The organism is Pseudomonas putida, assembly GCF_050989985.1.
Classification (GTDB): domain Bacteria; phylum Pseudomonadota; class Gammaproteobacteria; order Pseudomonadales; family Pseudomonadaceae; genus Aquipseudomonas; species Aquipseudomonas putida_AI.
Genome location: NZ_CP158815.1, coordinates 1,407,656 through 1,425,371, shown reverse-complemented (window position 1 = coordinate 1,425,371; position 17,716 = coordinate 1,407,656). Strand labels below are relative to the sequence as shown.

Here is a 17,716-nt window from a genome sequence, read left to right as displayed (position 1 = left end):
GGTGGCCAGAAAGCCGAAGATCCTCCCCGCCATCGAATGGCTGGAACCCCGTGTCCGTGCCATGCGCGTGATCAGCCTGCTGTGTTTTCTCGGTCTGGTGGGCTTGCTGTGCATCTACTATCTGCTGGTCGCAGATCTGCACGGCGCCCGGCCATGGGTGATTTTGCTGATCGAGCTGGTGCCGCTGCTGCTGTTGGCGCCCGGCATGATCGCCGGTAGCCCGCGTGGGCATTCGTGGATGTGCTTTGTGGTGAATCTGTATTTCATCAAGGGCGCATTGGCGGCATACGACCCGAATCGGCAGATGTTCGGTTTGCTGGAGATGTCCGCGAGCCTGGTGGTGTTCTGCTCGGCGCTGCTGTATGTGCGCTGGCGGCATCAGTTGAACCGCAAGTTGGCAGGCGAAGGCGAAATTGCCGCCGCCTGATCAATCGCTATCGCGAGCAGGCTCGCTCACACAATGGATACGTGTCGTTCACAAATCCCCTGTGGGAGCGGGCTTGCCCGCGATGGGGGCGACTCGGTCTTAATGGTTGACGGTGTACGCCAGCATCATCGAAATCTGGCTCATCGGCCGCCCGCCACTTTCTTCGTGCCACTGGTTGAAAACATCCTGCACCAACGCCAGGTCGCGCAGGCTGCTCGGCACTTTGTCGATGATGTTCTGTGCATTCAAAGCGGCGACGACATCGTAACTCGGCACGAAGGTGTCCTTGCCGACCATGCGCAAGAAGCGTGGCGCCGAGAGGCCACCCAATTGGCTGCCGCGCTTTTTCAGGAAGGTCCAAAGGCCAACGATATCCGTCACAGGCCAATCGGCGAGCAACGCGCCGAAGCTGCCCTTTTCATGCGCCACGTCCAGCACGAACTGCGCATTGCGCGGCACGCTCTTGAGCTTGCCCAGGTGGCGGATGATTCGCGCATCCTGCATCAGCCGCTCCAGGTGTTCGGCACTCATCAGCACGACTTTTTCCGGGTCGAACTTGAAGAACACTTCCTCGAAGGCGGGCCACTTGGCGTCCACCAGACTGTGTTTCAGGCCGGCGCGAAATACCCGCAACGCCATGGTCGACAGGTAGCGGTCGTCGGTGATGTCGCGCAATTGCGCCGTGGTTTTCGGAACGGGCAGATGGGCTTCCAGTTCAGCCGCCGAACCGAAGCGGTTCAGGCAGTACTCGTTCAGCCACTTGTAGTCGCGCATGCCCTCTCCTCAGATGTAAAAAAACAAATGTGGGAGCGGGCTTGCTCGCGAAAGCGGTGTATCAGTCAACCTCATTGTTGTCTGAACTACCGCATTCGCGAGCAAGCCCGCTCCCACAGTGATTGGGTTTAAAGGTTGACCACGTTGACGAAGCGCGAAGCTGCCGTCTCGTCGATCCGCAGATTGGTGAAGTCGAACAGGTTGCGGTCCGCCAGTTGCGACGGGCTCACGTTCTGCAGGCTGCGGAAGATGCTCTCGGTACGGCCCGGGCTCTTGCGCTCCCAGTCCAGGAGCATTTCCTTGACCACCTGACGCTGCAGGTTTTCCTGGGAACCACAGAGGTTGCACGGGATGATCGGGAACTGTTTGAAGTCCGAATAGGCCTGGATGTCTTTTTCGCTGCAGTAGGCCAACGGGCGGATCACCACGTTGCGGCCATCGTCTGCACGCAGTTTCGGTGGCATGGCCTTGAGCGAACCGTTGAAGAACATGTTCAGGAAGAAGGTTTCGACGATGTCGTCGCGGTGGTGACCCAGGGCCATTTTGGTCGCACCGATTTCATCGGCGAAGGTGTAAAGCGTGCCACGGCGCAGGCGCGAGCACAGCGAGCAGGTGGTTTTGCCCTCGGGCACCAGCTCCTTGACCACCGAGTAAGTGTCTTTCTCGACGATGTGGTATTCGATGCCCAGCTCTTTGAGGTAGGCCGGCAGCACGTGCTCGGGGAAGCCCGGCTGCTTCTGGTCCATGTTCACGGCCACGATGTCGAACTTGATCGGCGCGACCTTCTGCAAGTGCATCAGCACGTCGAGCATGGTGTAGCTGTCCTTGCCGCCGGACAGGCAGACCATGACCTTGTCGCCGTCTTCAATCATGTTGAAATCGGCGACAGCCTCACCGGCCTGGCGGCGAAGGCGCTTTTGCAGTTTGTTCTGGTTGACCGTAAGAGTGCCCATGACGCGAAATCCGTGAGGTGTGACGAAAGGCGGGCATTTTACGCAAAAACACCTTCATGGCGAAGCATCCTGACGGACCGCCAATCGTCCTGACTGATCCAATTCCTGTAGGAGCTGCCGAAGGCTGCGATCTTTTGATTTTAAAAAACAAGATCAAAAGATCGCAGCCTTCGGCAGCTCCTACAGATGTAACTGCGATTAACCCGGGTTTTTACAGCGCAATTTGCTCTAAGCCCCCTCACCTTGTGAGGTTAAGTCCTTCCTATACTGCGTCATAAGGTCGCACGCAAATCCAGACCTATGACGTACTTGGCCATTGGCCCGTAGGCGCTCCACTGGGGGGCGACGGTAAAACAAGAGGAGTGACTGGCATGATCCATCACGTAGTGGGACTGTTCACCCACCCTGACCAGGAATGGAAAGAAATCCGTGGCGACCAGGAGGAAAGCATCAGCCACATGTACCTGACACACACGCTGATTCTGGCGGCGATTCCGGCAGTGTCAGCGTTTATCGGCACCACACAGGTCGGCTGGGTCATCGGCAGTCGAGCGCCCGTGATGCTGACGATGGAAAGCGCACTATGGATGTCGATCATGTCGTACCTGGCAATGCTCGGCGGGGTGGCGGTGATGGGGGCGTTCATTCACTGGATGGCCCGCACCTATGACGCCAATCCGAGCCTGGCCCGCTGCGTGGCGTTTGCGACCTACACCGCGACTCCGCTGTTCATTGGTGGTCTGGCGGCCCTGTATCCGCACTTGTGGCTGGGGATGATCATCGGTACCGCGGCCATCTGCTACACGGTCTACCTGTTGTATGTCGGCTTGCCGACTTTCATGAACATTCCATCTGACGAGGGATTCCTGTTTTCCAGTTCGGTACTCGCCGTAGGCCTGGTGGTGCTGGTGGCCATCATGGCGTTCACCGTTATTGTCTGGGGACTCGGCGTGGGGCCGGTCTATACCAATTAGCATCAACATTAAAATCAGATCTGCCGACACAGGCCGCCGCAAGGCGGCCTTTTAATGCCTGGGTAACAGAAACGGCAACGACCATTCGGCGCACGGCCAATTCGCAAGGGCCGAGGGTTGCGGCATACTCGACGTCTCTGGAGATCCATCAAGCATGCCCGAGCAACTCAATACCCGCGTCGAAGACTGTTTCCAACTAGCCGAATCCTTTTTCAAACGACCCTTCAAACGCCCCGTGGTGAGTCTCAAGCTGCGCGGGCAAAAAGCCGGTGTCGCGCATTTGCACGAGAACCTGCTGCGCTTCAATCCGCAGCTGTACCGGGAGAACACCGAAGACTTCCTCAAGCAGACCGTGGCCCACGAAGTCGCGCACCTGATCGCCCATCAACTGTTCGGCGACCGTATCCAGCCCCACGGCGAAGAATGGCAATTGATCATGCGCGGCGTGTACGAACTGCCGCCCAATCGCTGCCATACCTACGACGTCAAGCGTCGCAGCGTGACCCGCTATATCTACAGATGCCCTTGCCCGGACAGCGATTTCCCGTTTTCAGCGCAGCGGCACGGGCTGGTGAGGCAGGGGCGGCGATATTTGTGTCGGCGGTGTCGCAGTACCCTGGTGTTCAGTGGGGAGATGCGGGTCGAGTAGCAGGATTTTTGGTGACTGCACTGGCCTCATCGCGAGCAAGCTCGCTCCTACAGGGGATCTTTGGTGCGGCGTAGAACCATTGTGGGAGCGAGCCTGCTCGCGATGAGGCCCTTGAAGACGCTAAAGAATCACCTTGGCCCGCCGCAGCTCTTCAATCCGCTGCCCACTGAACCCCAACTCCCCCAACACCTGATCCGTATGCTCCCCCAACGCCGCCCCAATATGCCTTGGCTGCGGCAACCCCTCTGAAAACTTCAACGGGCACGCCATCTGCGACTGGCTCGAACCGTCACCCCGAGGCACTTGGGTGACCAGCTCCCGCGCCTGCAACTGCGGATGGCGCACCGCTTCGCCAAGACTCAGCACTGGCTCGACGCAGGCATCCAGCTCGGCAAACAGCGCGCACAATTCGGCAAAGTCATGTTTCTCGAATTCAGTCTTCAGGGCGTCCTTGAGCTTCTTCTGCTGCGCCGGTTGCGGCGACAAGCCCAGGCCCGCCAGCTCTTCCAGGCCCAGGGCCACGCACAATTGCTTCATGAAATCCGGCTCCAGGCTGCCCACCGATAACCAGCGGCCATCCCGCGAGCGGTAATAGTCGTAGAAGCTGCCGCCATTGAGCACCTGGTCTTCCCTGCCCGGCTCGATGCCACAGGCCAGATACCCGGCACCCGCCATGGCGTTCAGGCTGAACGCGCAGTCAGTCATGCTGATATCCAGATGCTGCCCTTGCCCGGTCTGCTGTCGGGCGATCACCGCCGCCAACAGGCCAATCACCCCGTGCAGTGAACCGCCGGCGACGTCCGCCACCTGCGCGCCCAAAGGCAGAGGCCCGCTGTCGGCGCGGCCGGTGTAACTCGATAGGCCGGCCAGCGCGAGGTAATTGATGTCATGGCCGGCGCGATCCTTGTAAGGGCCGGTCTGGCCATAGCCGGTGATCGACACATAAATCAGCTTCGGATTGATCGCCTTCAGCGCTTCATACCCCAGCCCCAGGCGCTCCATGACGCCGGGGCGGAACTGCTCCAGCACAATGTCGTAGTCCTGGAGCAACTGCCTGATCACCTCCAGCGCCTCGGGCTGCTTGAGGTCCAGGGCCAGGCTGCGCTTGTTGCGGTTGAGGTAGGCATGACTGGCTGACACACCCTGATCGTGCGGCGGCAGCACCCGCAGCAGGTCCATCCGGGTCGGTGATTCGATGCGCAGCACCTCGGCGCCCATGTCCGCCAGCAAGAGCGAGGCAAACGGCCCCGGCAGCAATGTCGAGAAATCCAGAACCTTGAGTGATGCCAGTGGACCGAGCATGGGTGTTCTCCCTAAACGATCCCCCAGCCTAGGCAGCCGAGCGCCCGGGAGCAATCACCTTATGCGACAGTTGCGCTGACCGTTGCGCTCAAATCCAAGGCAAGAAAAAACCCGCCGAAGCGGGTTTTTCATACAGCAAAACTTACTTCAGGAGCTTATTTGACGCTGCTTGCAGTTGGGGTATGAGCCACTTCCTGGCCGTCTTCGGCGCGCTCGTCGGCGATGCCGCGACCGCCCGAGGCCAGCTCGGATTGCAGCACGTCGGTGTCCAGTTCCTTCACCCACTTGGCCACAACGATGGTGGCAACGGCGTTACCGATCAGGTTGGTCAGGGCACGGGCTTCGGACATGAAGCGGTCGATACCCAGGATCAGTGCCAGGCCGGCAACCGGCAGGTGGCCCACGGCGGACAGGGTCGCGGCCAGTACGATGAAGCCCGAACCGGTCACGCCCGCGGCGCCTTTGGAGGACAGCAGCAGTACCACCAGCAGGGTGATCTGGTGCGTGATGTCCATGTGGGCGTCAGTGGCCTGGGCAATGAACACGGCCGCCATGGTCAGGTAGATCGCGGTACCGTCGAGGTTGAACGAGTAACCGGTCGGGATCACCAGGCCCACGACGGATTTCTGTGCACCCAGGCGCTCCATCTTGATCAGCATGCGTGGCAGCACCGATTCCGAAGAGGAAGTACCCAGTACGATCAGCAGTTCCTCACGGATGTAGCGGATCATTTTCAGCACGCTGAAGCCGTGCGCGCGGGCGATACCGCCCAGCACGATCAGGATGAACAGTACGCAAGTGATATAGAAGCAGGCCATCAGTTGACCCAGCTGCACCAGCGAGCCGACACCGTAGGCGCCGATGGTGAAGGCCATGGCACCGAACGCACCGATTGGCGCGAGCTTCATGATCATGTTGATGATGTTGAACATCACATGGGCAAAACGATCGATGAAGTCCAGCAGCGGCTTGCCGTAGGCACCCAGGCGATGCAGGGCGAAACCGAAGATCACCGAGAACATCAGCACTTGCAGGATGTCGCCCGTGGCGAACGCGCCGACGATGGTGGCCGGGATGATGTTCATCAGGAAGCCGATCACGCTCTGATCAGCGCCTTGTGCCACGTAGGTCGCCACTTTCGAGGCATCCAGGGTGGTCACATCGATGTGCATGCCAGCGCCTGGCTGCACGATGTTGACCACGATCAGGCCCACCAGCAACGCGATGGTCGAAACGATTTCGAAGTACAGGAGTGCATAACCGCCGGTCTTGCCGACCGACTTCATGTTCTGCATGCCAGCGATACCGCTGACGACGGTGCAGAAGATGATCGGAGCGATGATCATTTTGATCAGCTTGATGAACCCGTCACCCAACGGCTTCACGGCCACGCCGAGCTGTGGATAGTAGTGACCGAGCAAAATACCGATGACAATTGCGACGATCACCTGGAAATACAGGGATTTGTACAGTGGCTGACGAGTCGTCATTGCAAAGTTCCTCAAGAGTGCGCGTGGGCAACATCCATCTGTTGACCACGAGACCTCATTTGCGAACCCTCCTGCACTGGAGGGATTTGTTTTTTCGAGCTGCGCGACGGCAGGCATCTGCCCGTTGTATCGCAAGGCCCGTGCCACCTTCCGCGAAATCCCTGCAAGCCTTTTGATATCAAGGGTTGCAGGTTTTTCCTTGCCTGCTCTCGGCTACAACATCGTGGCGGATTTCCGCCCATTGCCCTGAACGCATCCTGCAATTTGGCGGATATCCGCCTTGTTCGCCGCTCCGTACCGCAGCTACCATCCGTCGCTCAGTGGATGGATTGACCTTTAATGCGCGAACGCACCATCGCCAGCCATTTCGCCCGCGCCGCCCTGCGCGGCGCACAGCGGCAAGGCTACGACTATTCGGACCTGTTGCAGCAATTGGGGATCAGCCCCGAGTTGCTCGACGAGCCGCGGGCGCGCATCGCACCGGAGCAATTCACTCGACTGCTGCAATCGCTCCGGCTTGCGCTGAACGACGAATACCTGGGTTTCGGGCAAGGCCGCAGCGTTCCGGGCAGCTTCGCGATGATGTGTCATGCCGTGATTCATTGCCGCAACCTGGAAAAGGCGCTCAACCGCGGCTTAATGTTTTATAGCCTATTCCCTGACGCCCCGCGCCTGACGGTGACCCGTGAAGACGAAATGATCCGCCTGAGCCTGGATGATTCGCAGCTTTGGGACCCGGATCACTTTCTCAGCGAATGTCTGCTGGTCACCTGGCACCGGTTCGGCAGTTGGCTGATTGGCCAGCGTATTCGCCTGGAGCAGGCCACGTTCAGCTACCCGCGACCGGAACACGGGGCCGAATACGATTTGCTGTTCTCGTGCCCGCTGGTTTTCAACGAACCCGAGAGCGGCACTGCACAGAGCAGCCTGCTGTTTCACAGCCGCTACCTGAACATGCCGTTACTGCAGGACGAACGCACTCTCAAGCATTTCCTTGAACGCTCGCCGGCCGACCTGTTATCGCGCCCGGATGACGGCCATAGCCTGAGCAGCCAGCTGCGCCGCTTGCTCAGCCGCGACAGTTCACCCTGGCCGGACCTCGACGCCGTGGCTGCGCACCTGCACATCAGTTCGCAGACGCTGCGCCGGCATCTGCGCGAAGAAGGCACCAGTTTTCAGGAGTTGAAGGATCAATTGCGCCGCGATATTGCGATCTACCATCTGAGTCGCAACGACTTGCCCTTGCAGCAGATCGCCGAGCAGCTGGGGTTTTCCGAGCCGTCGGCGTTTCATCGGGCGTTCAAGAAGTGGACGGGGCTTACGCCTGGCGCCTACAGGGCCCAGGAGAATTAACCCGGCACGCGACTTTCGCCGCCCCCATCGCGAGCAGGCTCGCTCCCACAATTTTTTGATCTGGCAGCAATCCAATGTGGGAGCGAGCCTGCTCGCGATGGCGTCCGGAAAACCAACTCTAAACCACCGGAAAATGAATCCTGAACGCCGCGCCCCCCATGGGTGAATCCCCCAAAGTCAGCTTGGCGCTGTAGCTTTCGATGATGTCCTTGACCACCGCCAGGCCGATGCCTTGCCCGGGATGCTGGCGATCCAGCCGCTCACCTCTTTGCAGGATTCGCGCACGCTGGTCGGGCGGTACGCCGGGGCCATCGTCTTCGACGCATAACTCAAGGCCGCTCAGGGTCTGCCGCACGCTGATACGCACCTCGCCCAGGCACAACCGATAAGCGTTCTCCAACAGGTTGCCCATCATTTCCAGCAAGGCGCCCTGCTCGATGGGCACGTAGCACTCCTGTGGCAGATCCAGCGTCACCCGCACGCGTTTGTCACGATAGACCTTGTCCAGGGTGTCGCACAGGCTTTGCAAGACCGGGCGCAAGTGCACCTGATGACGCACCAGACCGCTCTTGCGCAGGCTGGCGCGCTGCAATTGATAGCTGATCTGCTGGCTCATGCGTTCGATCTGGGTTTGCAGAACCCAGGCCTGGTCGCGTTTTTCGGGGCGTTGAGCCATGTCCTCGCTGACACCTTGCAGCACCGCCAGCGGGGTTTTCAGGCTGTGCGCCAGATCGTCGAGGGAATCGCGATAACGGCTGCGCTGCTCGCGCTCGCTGTGCAGCAAACGGTTCAGTGAACCGGTCAGGCGCAGCAGTTCGCGGGGGTGCTGTTCGCTGAGGCTTTCGCGGGCGCCACTTTCGATTTCGTCCAGCTCCTGACTGAGCCTTCGCAACGCGCGCAAACCCCAGGTCAAGCCGATCCACAACAGCGCCAGCAGCACCAGCAAGGCTGCGCCAAAGCCCAGATAGAGGTTTTCCCGCAGGCCTTCGAGGGTCACCTCGTATTCGCGAACCGGTTGCAGGGCGACGATGCTGAACGCTGCGCTCTTGCCACCGAGCAACTTCACCTCGACGTCGTAGACGAAAAACTCCTGGCCATTGGGCTGGCGGATTCTGGCGAACTCGTTGCCGCGTCCGTCATAGCGGGGTTTGTAATTGATGTTCTCTTCCTGGGTACCTCTGGAGCGCCAGACCAGGTGACCTTCGCGGTCGTAGATGTAGCCGAGCAGTCGGCTGTCGGTGAGATTGAAGCGTTCGTCAGGCAGTTGTGCCGGCATCTGCAAATGGTTGTTCTCCACCCTTGCGGCGGAGATCAACGTGGTCACGTCGGACGCCAGGCGCTGCTCGATGGAGTCCTGCAACGCCAGGCTGAACGCGCCTTGCATCGCCGGCAGCAGCGCCAGCATGAACAACACCGCCAGGATCGTGGCGGCGAGCATCAGGCGTACGCGCAGTGAGCGAATCAAGTGCAGCGCTCATTGAACAGATAGCCGAGGCCGCGAACGGTATCGATCGGTTTGAAGCCGGCAGGCCCCTCGAGTTTGCGTCGCAGACGGCCGACCAGCACTTCGATCACATTCGGATCGCGCTCGTCGTCATCCGGATAAAGCTGCTCCATCAGGCGGTCCTTGGCGACAACCTGCTGGTGATGGCGCATCAGGTATTCGAGGATGCGGTATTCGTAGGCGGTCAGCGCCAGCGGCTGATCATCGAGGGACGCCTGTTTGCGATTGAGGTCCAGGACCAGCGGCCCGGCGACGATGGTCGACTGGGTGAAACCGCTGGAGCGGCGCAACAAGGCATTGAGCCGGGCTTCGAGTTCTTCGAACTGGAACGGTTTGACCACATAGTCATCGGCACCAGCGGCCAGGCCTTCGACCTTGTCTTGCCAGTTACCCCGCGCGGTGAGGATCAGGATCGGAAAGGTCTTGCCCCGCGAGCGCAACTGGCGGATCAGATCCAGGCCGCTCATGCCCGGCAGGCCGAGATCAATTACCGCCAGGTCATGGTTGAATTGTTCGGTCTGATACAACGCCTCCTCGGCGTTGGCCACGGACTCGACCACGTGACCACTTTCCGTCAGGCGGGTTTGCAGGTGATGGCGCAACAGCGCTTCATCTTCGACGACCAGCAGTTTCATAACGCTCTCCTGCACATCAACAGCTCCAGGGGTGCAACGTTCTCAAGGGCATGTTCTCAAAGGCATCATTCAATGCCACGCATAAGTTGCCGGCGATGTTCACGACTGCTCTCTGATACCCGTTAAATCGTAGCGGCCCATGAGGTCCTGCTCGAAAAGTTTAATGCCATTGTGGGATACCGACACTTTGTCATACGTGGCGTAATAACCGTCGTGGCTGTTCTGTCGGGGCAGATGCGCGCCCCAGGCGCTGTCTTCGGCGACCACTGCGCCCACGTTCGAGTAGTTCAGGACGGTGGACTTTCTGGCCTTGTTGCTGGTCTGTCCGGTGGAAGGCCGGGTGAAGTTACTGTCGGCGGCATGGGCCGCTGCACTGACGCCCAGGACGGTGAATGCCAGAATCAGGTTTTTCAAGCCAGTCATAGGAAGTTTCCTCATGCGCCATACGCGTGTTGGTAGAGGCCGTTTCGGTAGCGGCAAGATTACGCACCCGGCCCTGAACTCCCCCTGAACGCACTCTGAACCTGAGCTGAATCAACCCGCGCCACAAAAATCCCGGACACTACCCAGCCACGAGGCAACCCGGCAAAATGCGCGACATGAATCCCATACCTGCCCTGCCCGCCTGCTGCACGCCCCTCGATGCCCACTGGCCGCTGCCGTTTGTGCTGCCCGACACGGTTCTGCTGAGTACCCATTTCGATGCCTCGCAATTGCGCGGCGATGATTTCCAGAGCAGCGCCATCGAGGCGCCAGCGAGTATTCAGCGCTCAGTCGCCAAACGACAGGCCGAGTTCCTCGCCGGGCGAATCTGCGCCCGGGCCGCGTTGCAACAGTTGGAAGGCCTGAACCTCAGTCCGGCCATCGGCGAAGACCGGGCTCCCGTCTGGCCGGCACATATCACAGGCTCCATTACCCACAGCACAGGCCGGGCCGCGGCCATCGTCGCGAAGAAAGCCCATTGGCGCGGCCTGGGCATGGACCTGGAAAACCTGCTCAATGCCGAACGCGCCGAACGCCTGGCGGGGGAAATCCTCACCGCACCTGAACTGCAGCGCATGGCGGCAGGTCGGCGCGATCATCTGGCGCTATGGGTGACTCTGACCTTCTCGGTCAAGGAAAGCCTGTTCAAGGCGCTCTATCCGATCGTTCAACAGCGTTTCTACTTTGAACACGCCGAAGTGCTGGAGTGGACCGAGGCGGGCGAGGTGCGGTTGCGGTTGTTGACCGACCTGTCCAGTGAATGGCGAAACGGCACCGAGCTCGAGGCGCAGTTCGGGGTGCAGGATGGGCAGTTGCTGAGTCTGGTGAGTATCAAGGCCTGAATTTTTCGGTGCTGGAGACGGCCCCATCGCGAGCAGGCTCGCTCCCACAGGAAATTTGTGAATGACACAGTTCCAGTGTGGGAGCGAGCCTGCTCGCGATAAGGCCTTCGAACACAACAGCAATCTCAGCGCTTCTCCTGATTCCTCGGCCAACTCAGGCTGAAACACGCCCCGCCCAGGCTTTTGCTCTTGCTGATCAATGCCCGGCCGTCATGCCAATGAATGATGCGTCGAACAATGGACAAGCCCAGTCCATGCCCGCCCGAAGCACGGGTGCGGCTGTCGTCGAGGCGCAGGAAGGGGGTGAAGATTTTTTCCCAGGCGATCTCCGGCACGCCCGGCCCGTCGTCTTCAACGTCCACCCGGCAACGCTGTTGTCCCACCTGATAGCTGATGGTCACCCGTGATTGCGCGTGGCGCATGGCGTTGCTGACGAGGTTCTGCAGCGCCCGGTGCAGGTAGCGCGGCTCGGCCTCGACCCAGGCGTCGTCGCAATCGGCGGCGGACAGGCACAAGCCTCGCTGCACCGTGATATCAACGCGCAACGGCGCCAGTTCCTCGATCACCTGATTGACCAGGGCATCCAGGTCGATGCGCTGAAAATTCAGGGCCGGCGAGCCTTGTTCCAGTCGCGCATAGGTCAGCATTTCGTCCACAAGACGGTCGAGGTCCTCGATGTCGTGGTCCATGCTCTCGCAGTATTTTTCCAGGGCCTGCGGGGTGGTGGCCGAACCGATCATTTCCAGGCCAAAGCGCAAGCGCGCCACTGGCGTGCGCAATTCGTGGGACACCGCACGCACCAGTTCCCGCTGAATCGCCAGCAGTTGTTGCAGGTGCTCGGCCATGCCATTGAACGCCGATGCCAGTCGCCCCACGGAGTCCGCCCCCCGCGCCGGCACGCGAGTTTCCAGGCTGCCCTTGGCGATACGCGTGGCCGCCGCTTCCAGACCGCGCAGACGGCGCTCCAATTGGCGCACCAGCAGATAGACGATCAGACCGATCAGGGTCAGGCCCAGCGCGGCGATCAGCACCAGCCACTCCGGCGGATAAGGATTCATCTGATACAACGGGCCGATTTCCAGCACCCACGGCGTGCCAACCATACCCGCAAACACGCGGATCGAATCGCCCCCCTTGCCCAGCGCCATCACCGTGTCGCCTTCGGACACGCGACGGCTCTGGTCTTCGTCCATGTCGGCTTCTTCCACCGTCACCAGGCGCAAATCGAATCCAAAGCCCTTGTCCTGCTTCAATTGCGCCAGCCGTACCGGCTGCTCGCCGACGGGGTAACGCACCAGTTCGTCGGCCAGCAGGTAAATCGTCGCCCGGGCCAACTGCTCGCTGATCTGTTGCACGTCGCCGGTGAGTACGAGTTGTTCCTTGTCGCTGACCAGGCGATAGACCCTCGCCGCATGCGGGCCGGTCTGCTCCACCAGCGCCTGGCCACGCAGCACACGGGTGCGCTGGGTCAGGTCGAGGTCGGTCTCGCTGAAGGTTTTCAGCGCCAGCGGAATCCCCAGCAGCCGCTCCCATACCAGCAGCGAACGCTGGCGCTCGGTCCGGGTCATCGGTTGCAGGTTGTCGGCCATCAGCGAGAACGTGCCATGGGCCAGGCGTTCCCGGTACTGCTCGCCGCGCACCTGATTGAGCATGTGCAACGCCAGCACGCCGAGCACCGCCACCAGAATCAGCGCGGCGCACATGCCGCCATAGATGCGCAGGAAGATCGAGTTCACAGGGACGAGTCTGCGCAGGCCTCGGGAACAAACAGATAGCCTTTGCTGCGGATGGTCTTGATCAGCCGCGGATGGTCCGGGTCATCGCCGATTTTCGGGCGGATGCGCGAAATGCGCACGTCGATGGAGCGGTCCTGGCCGTCATAGCCGATACCGCGAAGCGCGGTGAAGATTTCTTCCCGGGACAGAATGCGCCCGGCGTTGGCAACCAGCAGCCAGAGTAAATCGAACTCGGCGCTGGTCAGCTCGATGCCGTTGTCGTTGAGCCAGGCTTCGCGCAAGGCGCTATCCACCACCAATGGGCCGAACTGCAGGCGCCGCAGTTTTTCCGGGGCCACTTCCGGTGTTTCGCTGCGGCGCAACAGCGCCTGGATGCGCGCCAGCAGTAGTCGCGGACGCACCGGTTTGCACACATAGTCGTCGGCGCCCAGGTCGAGGCCGAGAATCTGGTCGGTGTCGTCGGTACGCGCGGTGAGCATCAGGATCGGACCGTCATAACGATCGCGGACCTTGCGGCAAATGCTCAGGCCATCTTCACCGGGGAGCATCAGGTCGAGGATCACCAGGTCCGGTTGCTCCTTGATGATGCGCGCCGCCGCCAGGGCACCGTCGCCCTCGATCGATACGCGCAGGCCGTTGGCTTGCAGATAATCACGGGTCAGATCGGCCAGACGCTGATCGTCCTCCACAATCAATATCTGCCAGGCTTGTTGCTCCACGGGTGACCTCTACTTGCCAAGAACGCTAATAAGGAAGGATCTGCCCGTCTTTTTGTAATGTTTTGAGAGGTTAAATCTCCTACGGGCTGGCCGATTGTATAAACGTCGCCCGCGCAGAACACAAGCTGGTAAATGCGTTCGGACATGGCGTTTTTTTGTGATAGGGTTCGCGCCCTTAAAAATCCATCCGGCTGTTTTCAATCGCAGAAAAAGGCTGAAAAAAAGTCCGGTCCAGCAGCATCGCGGCCTACACGCCGATTCGCTCTTTCACACACAATTTACGCACAGGCTTATCCACAGGTAGTACGTTGCAATCCCTCCCCAAAACGCATTATCTTGTAGCCCTGCGCCAAAAAAACCCTACATGTAGGGTTTTGCGCAAAAGACCAAACACAAACCGGACCGCAATTTCAAGGGCTTTTCTTGCCACTATCCGGTTGAACCAAACGTATTTTCGCAAGACCAAACCGCGCACGCGGATGGCTACTGTATTTCGGCCCTGAGCGGTGAAAACGGTACGGGTGTTGCAGTCCCAACTGTCACCTGAAAGGACCCCGGTCTCAGGCCCAAGGCGTGAGACCAAAGACTTCGGCATGGAAGCGGCGCCCCAATAGCACCCTTCCTACTGTCCCGAAGTTGTTATGCCCGGCATTGGCCGGTTGTAGTGCTTCAGGACGGAACGGTGGGCACCTTGACGGTGCCCAAACAAACATAGAGAACGTGGAGACACCCATGCAAACCGACACAACTCGCGAGAACCCGCAGGGCACCTTGCCGCAGGCCGCCGATTCGACTTCGGATCTGTCCGCCACCGCGCCTGGTCAACTGCGCGTGATCAAGCGTAACGGCACTGTCGTTCCTTACACCGATGACAAAATCACCGTCGCCATCACCAAAGCGTTTCTCGCAGTTGAGGGCGGCACCGCTGCTGCCTCGTCGCGAATCCACGACACCGTTGCCCGCCTGACCGAACAGGTCACCGCCACATTCAAGCGTCGCATGCCATCGGGCGGCACCATCCACATCGAAGAAATCCAGGACCAGGTCGAACTGGCCCTGATGCGTGCCGGCGAGCAGAAAGTCGCGCGCGACTATGTGATCTATCGTGACTCCCGCGCCAAGGAGCGCGCCGCGCACTCCCCGGCCGAAGAAACCGTCAACGCTCACCCATCGATCCGCATCACCCGCGCCGACGGCAGCCTGGCACCGCTGGACATGGGTCGCCTGAACACCATCGTCACCGAAGCGTGCGAAGGCCTGGAAGAAGTCGACGGCGACCTGATCCAGCGCGAAACCCTGAAGAACCTGTACGACGGCGTGGCCCTGAACGACGTCAATACCGCACTGGTAATGACCGCCCGCACCCTGGTGGAGCGTGAGCCGAACTACTCGTTCGTGACCGCCCGCCTGCTGATGGACACCCTGCGTGCCGAAGGCCTGGGTTTCCTCGGCGTCGCCGAGAGCGCCACTCACCACGAAATGGCTGACCTGTACGCCAAGGCCCTGCCTGCCTACGTCGCCAAGGGTGTGGAATACGAGCTGCTGAACCCTGAGTTGGCCAGCTTCGACCTGGAAAAACTCGGCAAGGCGATCAACCACGAGCGTGACCAGCAGTTCACTTACCTGGGCCTGCAAACCCTGTACGACCGTTACTTCATCCACAAGGATGGCGTGCGTTTCGAACTGCCGCAGATCTTCTTCATGCGCGTGGCCATGGGCCTGGCGATCGAAGAGAAAGACCGCGAAGCCCGTGCCATCGAGTTCTACAACCTGTTGTCGTCCTTCGACTACATGGCTTCGACTCCAACCCTGTTCAACGCCGGCACCCTGCGTCCACAGCTGTCGAGCTGCTACCTGACCACCGTGCCGGACGACCTGTCGGGCATCTACCACGCGATCCACGACAACGCCATGCTGTCGAAATTCGCCGGTGGCCTGGGTAACGACTGGACGCCGGTTCGCGCGCTGGGCTCGTACATCAAGGGCACCAACGGCAAATCCCAGGGCGTCGTTCCATTCCTGAAGGTGGTGAACGACACCGCCGTCGCCGTTAACCAGGGTGGCAAGCGCAAAGGCGCTGTGTGTGCCTACCTGGAAACCTGGCACATGGACATCGAAGAGTTCATCGAGCTGCGCAAGAACACCGGTGATGACCGTCGTCGTACCCACGACATGAACACCGCCAACTGGATCCCTGACCTGTTCATGAAGCGTGTCTTCGATGACGGCAAGTGGACCCTGTTCTCGCCATCCGAAGTACCGGACCTGCACGACCTGACCGGCAAGGCTTTCGAAGAGCGCTACGAGTACTACGAAGCCCTGACCGAGTACCCGGGCAAGATCAAGCTGTTCAAGACCATCCAGGCCAAAGACCTGTGGCGCAAGATGCTGTCCATGCTGTTTGAAACCGGCCACCCATGGCTGACCTTCAAGGACCCGTGCAACCTGCGCAGTCCTCAGCAGCACGTGGGCGTGGTTCACAGCTCGAACCTGTGCACCGAGATCACCTTGAACACCAACAAGGACGAGATCGCCGTTTGCAACCTGGGCTCGATCAACCTGCCGAACCACATCGTCAACGGCCAGCTCGACACCGCCAAGCTGCAACGCACCGTGAACACCGCCGTGCGCATGCTCGATAACGTGATCGACATCAACTACTACTCGGTGCCACAAGCGAAGAACTCCAACTTCAAGCACCGTCCGGTCGGTCTGGGCATCATGGGCTTCCAGGACGCGCTGTACCTGCAGCACATTCCTTACGGTTCCGATGCCGCCGTGCAGTTCGCCGACACTTCCATGGAAGCGGTCAGCTACTTCGCCATCCAGGCGTCCTGCGACCTGGCCGACGAGCGCGGCGCCTACGAGACCTTCCAGGGCTCGCTGTGGTCCAAGGGCATCCTGCCGCTGGATTCGCAACAGATCCTGATCGAAGCCCGTGGCCAGAAGTACATCGATGTCGACCTGAAGGAAACCCTGGACTGGGCACCGGTTCGCGCCCGTGTACAGAAAGGTATCCGCAACTCGAACATCATGGCCATCGCACCGACCGCAACCATCGCCAACATCACCGGCGTTTCGCAGTCGATCGAACCGACCTACCAGAACCTCTATGTGAAATCGAACCTGTCGGGCGAATTCACCGTGATCAACCCGTACCTGGTTCGCGACCTCAAGGCTCGCGGTCTGTGGGACTCGGTCATGATCAACGACCTGAAGTACTACGACGGTTCCGTGCAGCAGATCGAGCGCATCCCGCAAGAACTCAAAGAGCTCTACGCGACTGCCTTCGAAGTGGACACCAAGTGGATCGTCGACGCGGCAAGCCGTCGTCAGAAGTGGATCGACCAGGCTCAGTCGCTGAACCTGTACATCGCTGGCGCTTCGGGCAAGAAGCTGGACGTGACCTACCGCATGGCTTGGTACCGTGGCCTGAAAACCACTTACTACCTCCGTGCCCTGGCCGCGACCAGCACCGAGAAGTCGACCATCAACACCGGCAAGCTGAACGCTGTTTCCAGCGGCGGCAACCACGGTGACGACTCGGTCCTGGCCGCTCCGACCGCTCCAGCCGGCCCGGCTCCAGTGCCAAAGGCCTGCGCCATCGACGAGCCGGATTGCGAAGCTTGCCAATAAGCTGAGCCGGTGAGCGCTGAAAGGCGCTGACTCGAAACCCCCGATCAATCCTCTGGATGGGTCGGGGGTTTTCTTTTTCCCCCTCAAATCAAGAGATCGCAGCCTCGTTTCACTCGACAGCTCCTACATTGAAATGCGATTCCCTGTAGGAGCTGTCGAGTGAAACGAGGCTGCGATCTTTCGATCTTTAACAGCCATAAAAAAACCCCTCTCGCGAGGGGCTTTTTATGCAGCAGTAC

The 17,716-nt window shown here is 60.1% G+C and carries 15 protein-coding genes; 6 read left to right on the top strand and 9 right to left on the bottom strand.

Going from position 1 to position 17,716, the window contains the following annotated elements; genetic code table 11:
- The first annotated feature begins 1 nt into the window (after position 1).
- Positions 2–427, top strand: coding sequence for a DUF2069 domain-containing protein (locus ABTV29_RS06840; protein WP_433769386.1), 426 nt, complete (start codon positions 2–4; stop codon positions 425–427).
- A 99-nt stretch (positions 428–526) separates the two neighbouring features.
- On the opposite strand, the gene ABTV29_RS06835 is transcribed toward ABTV29_RS06840, so the two are convergent.
- Together ABTV29_RS06835 and ttcA are read right to left on the bottom strand one after the other, a co-directional pair.
- Positions 527–1,201 (bottom strand): DNA-3-methyladenine glycosylase I, encoded by a 675-nt coding sequence (locus ABTV29_RS06835; RefSeq protein WP_433769385.1) that lies wholly within the window; start codon positions 1,199–1,201, stop codon positions 527–529.
- A 128-nt stretch (positions 1,202–1,329) separates the two neighbouring features.
- Positions 1,330–2,154: a tRNA 2-thiocytidine(32) synthetase TtcA gene (ttcA, locus tag ABTV29_RS06830; RefSeq protein ID WP_433769384.1), complete on the bottom strand. Its 825-nt coding sequence runs from the start codon at positions 2,152–2,154 to the stop codon at positions 1,330–1,332.
- Between the two features lie 371 nt (positions 2,155–2,525).
- On the opposite strand from ttcA, the gene ABTV29_RS06825 reads away from it, so the two are divergent.
- Entirely contained in the window at positions 2,526–3,128 is a 603-nt protein-coding gene (locus ABTV29_RS06825) for a Yip1 family protein (RefSeq protein WP_433769383.1), read from the top strand.
- Between the two features lie 154 nt (positions 3,129–3,282).
- Positions 3,283–3,777, top strand: coding sequence for a SprT family zinc-dependent metalloprotease (locus ABTV29_RS06820; RefSeq protein ID WP_433769382.1), 495 nt, complete (start codon positions 3,283–3,285; stop codon positions 3,775–3,777).
- Positions 3,778–3,897: 120 nt separating this feature from the next.
- Here ABTV29_RS06820 and ABTV29_RS06815 read toward each other — a convergent pair whose 3' ends face one another.
- Positions 3,898–5,079, bottom strand: a complete 1,182-nt coding sequence (locus ABTV29_RS06815; protein WP_433769381.1) for a CaiB/BaiF CoA transferase family protein — start codon at positions 5,077–5,079, stop codon at positions 3,898–3,900.
- 155 nt (positions 5,080–5,234) lie between these two features.
- Positions 5,235–6,569 carry a dicarboxylate/amino acid:cation symporter gene (locus tag ABTV29_RS06810; RefSeq protein ID WP_433769380.1) on the bottom strand — a complete coding sequence of 445 codons (1,335 nt, stop codon included), beginning with the start codon at positions 6,567–6,569 and terminating at the stop codon, positions 5,235–5,237.
- Between the two features lie 339 nt (positions 6,570–6,908).
- Between ABTV29_RS06810 and ABTV29_RS06805 the strand changes: the two genes are divergently transcribed.
- Positions 6,909–7,922, top strand: a complete 1,014-nt coding sequence (locus ABTV29_RS06805) for an AraC family transcriptional regulator (RefSeq protein WP_433769379.1) — start codon at positions 6,909–6,911, stop codon at positions 7,920–7,922.
- A 118-nt stretch (positions 7,923–8,040) separates the two neighbouring features.
- Here ABTV29_RS06805 and ABTV29_RS06800 read toward each other — a convergent pair whose 3' ends face one another.
- The 3 genes from ABTV29_RS06800 to ABTV29_RS06790 form a co-directional block, all read right to left on the bottom strand.
- A complete protein-coding gene (locus ABTV29_RS06800) occupies positions 8,041–9,387 on the bottom strand; it encodes an ATP-binding protein (protein ID WP_433769378.1) in 1,347 nt (448 codons plus the stop codon).
- Positions 9,384–10,061, bottom strand: coding sequence for a response regulator transcription factor (locus tag ABTV29_RS06795; RefSeq protein ID WP_110964479.1), 678 nt, complete (start codon positions 10,059–10,061; stop codon positions 9,384–9,386). Before ABTV29_RS06795 ends, ABTV29_RS06800 begins: the two co-directional genes overlap by 4 nt.
- A gap of 99 nt (positions 10,062–10,160) precedes the next feature.
- Positions 10,161–10,484 (bottom strand): hypothetical protein, encoded by a 324-nt coding sequence (locus ABTV29_RS06790; RefSeq protein WP_433769377.1) that lies wholly within the window; start codon positions 10,482–10,484, stop codon positions 10,161–10,163.
- 176 nt (positions 10,485–10,660) lie between these two features.
- Here ABTV29_RS06790 and ABTV29_RS06785 point away from each other — a divergent pair, with 176 nt between their 5' ends.
- Positions 10,661–11,386 (top strand): 4'-phosphopantetheinyl transferase family protein, encoded by a 726-nt coding sequence (locus ABTV29_RS06785; protein ID WP_433769376.1) that lies wholly within the window; start codon positions 10,661–10,663, stop codon positions 11,384–11,386.
- A gap of 125 nt (positions 11,387–11,511) precedes the next feature.
- Here ABTV29_RS06785 and ABTV29_RS06780 read toward each other — a convergent pair whose 3' ends face one another.
- The gene (locus tag ABTV29_RS06780) at positions 11,512–13,122 is read right to left on the bottom strand and encodes an ATP-binding protein (protein ID WP_433769375.1); all 1,611 of its coding nucleotides are present in this window, start codon (positions 13,120–13,122) and stop codon (positions 11,512–11,514) included.
- A complete protein-coding gene (locus ABTV29_RS06775; protein WP_433769374.1) occupies positions 13,119–13,841 on the bottom strand; it encodes a response regulator in 723 nt (240 codons plus the stop codon). The genes ABTV29_RS06780 and ABTV29_RS06775 overlap by 4 nt, the downstream gene beginning before the upstream one ends.
- A 732-nt stretch (positions 13,842–14,573) precedes the next feature.
- Between ABTV29_RS06775 and ABTV29_RS06770 the strand changes: the two genes are divergently transcribed.
- Positions 14,574–17,477: a ribonucleoside-diphosphate reductase subunit alpha gene (locus tag ABTV29_RS06770; RefSeq protein WP_433769373.1), complete on the top strand. Its 2,904-nt coding sequence runs from the start codon at positions 14,574–14,576 to the stop codon at positions 17,475–17,477.
- Positions 17,478–17,716 lie beyond the last annotated feature (239 nt).

What these genes read in the sequence shown, in the direction of transcription:
- ABTV29_RS06820 (WP_433769382.1), top strand. Translation starts at nt 3,283, where the DNA reads ATGCCCGAGCAACTCAATACCCGCGTCGAAGACTGTTTCCAACTAGCC.
- ABTV29_RS06795 (WP_110964479.1), bottom strand. Translation starts at nt 10,061, where the DNA reads ATGAAACTGCTGGTCGTCGAAGATGAAGCGCTGTTGCGCCATCACCTG.
- ttcA (WP_433769384.1), bottom strand. Translation starts at nt 2,154, where the DNA reads ATGGGCACTCTTACGGTCAACCAGAACAAACTGCAAAAGCGCCTTCGC.
- ABTV29_RS06825 (WP_433769383.1), top strand. Translation starts at nt 2,526, where the DNA reads ATGATCCATCACGTAGTGGGACTGTTCACCCACCCTGACCAGGAATGG.
- ABTV29_RS06810 (WP_433769380.1), bottom strand. Translation starts at nt 6,569, where the DNA reads ATGACGACTCGTCAGCCACTGTACAAATCCCTGTATTTCCAGGTGATC.
- ABTV29_RS06770 (WP_433769373.1), top strand. Translation starts at nt 14,574, where the DNA reads ATGCAAACCGACACAACTCGCGAGAACCCGCAGGGCACCTTGCCGCAG.
- ABTV29_RS06785 (WP_433769376.1), top strand. Translation starts at nt 10,661, where the DNA reads ATGAATCCCATACCTGCCCTGCCCGCCTGCTGCACGCCCCTCGATGCC.
- ABTV29_RS06805 (WP_433769379.1), top strand. Translation starts at nt 6,909, where the DNA reads ATGCGCGAACGCACCATCGCCAGCCATTTCGCCCGCGCCGCCCTGCGC.
- ABTV29_RS06815 (WP_433769381.1), bottom strand. Translation starts at nt 5,079, where the DNA reads ATGCTCGGTCCACTGGCATCACTCAAGGTTCTGGATTTCTCGACATTG.
- ABTV29_RS06835 (WP_433769385.1), bottom strand. Translation starts at nt 1,201, where the DNA reads ATGCGCGACTACAAGTGGCTGAACGAGTACTGCCTGAACCGCTTCGGT.
- ABTV29_RS06790 (WP_433769377.1), bottom strand. Translation starts at nt 10,484, where the DNA reads ATGACTGGCTTGAAAAACCTGATTCTGGCATTCACCGTCCTGGGCGTC.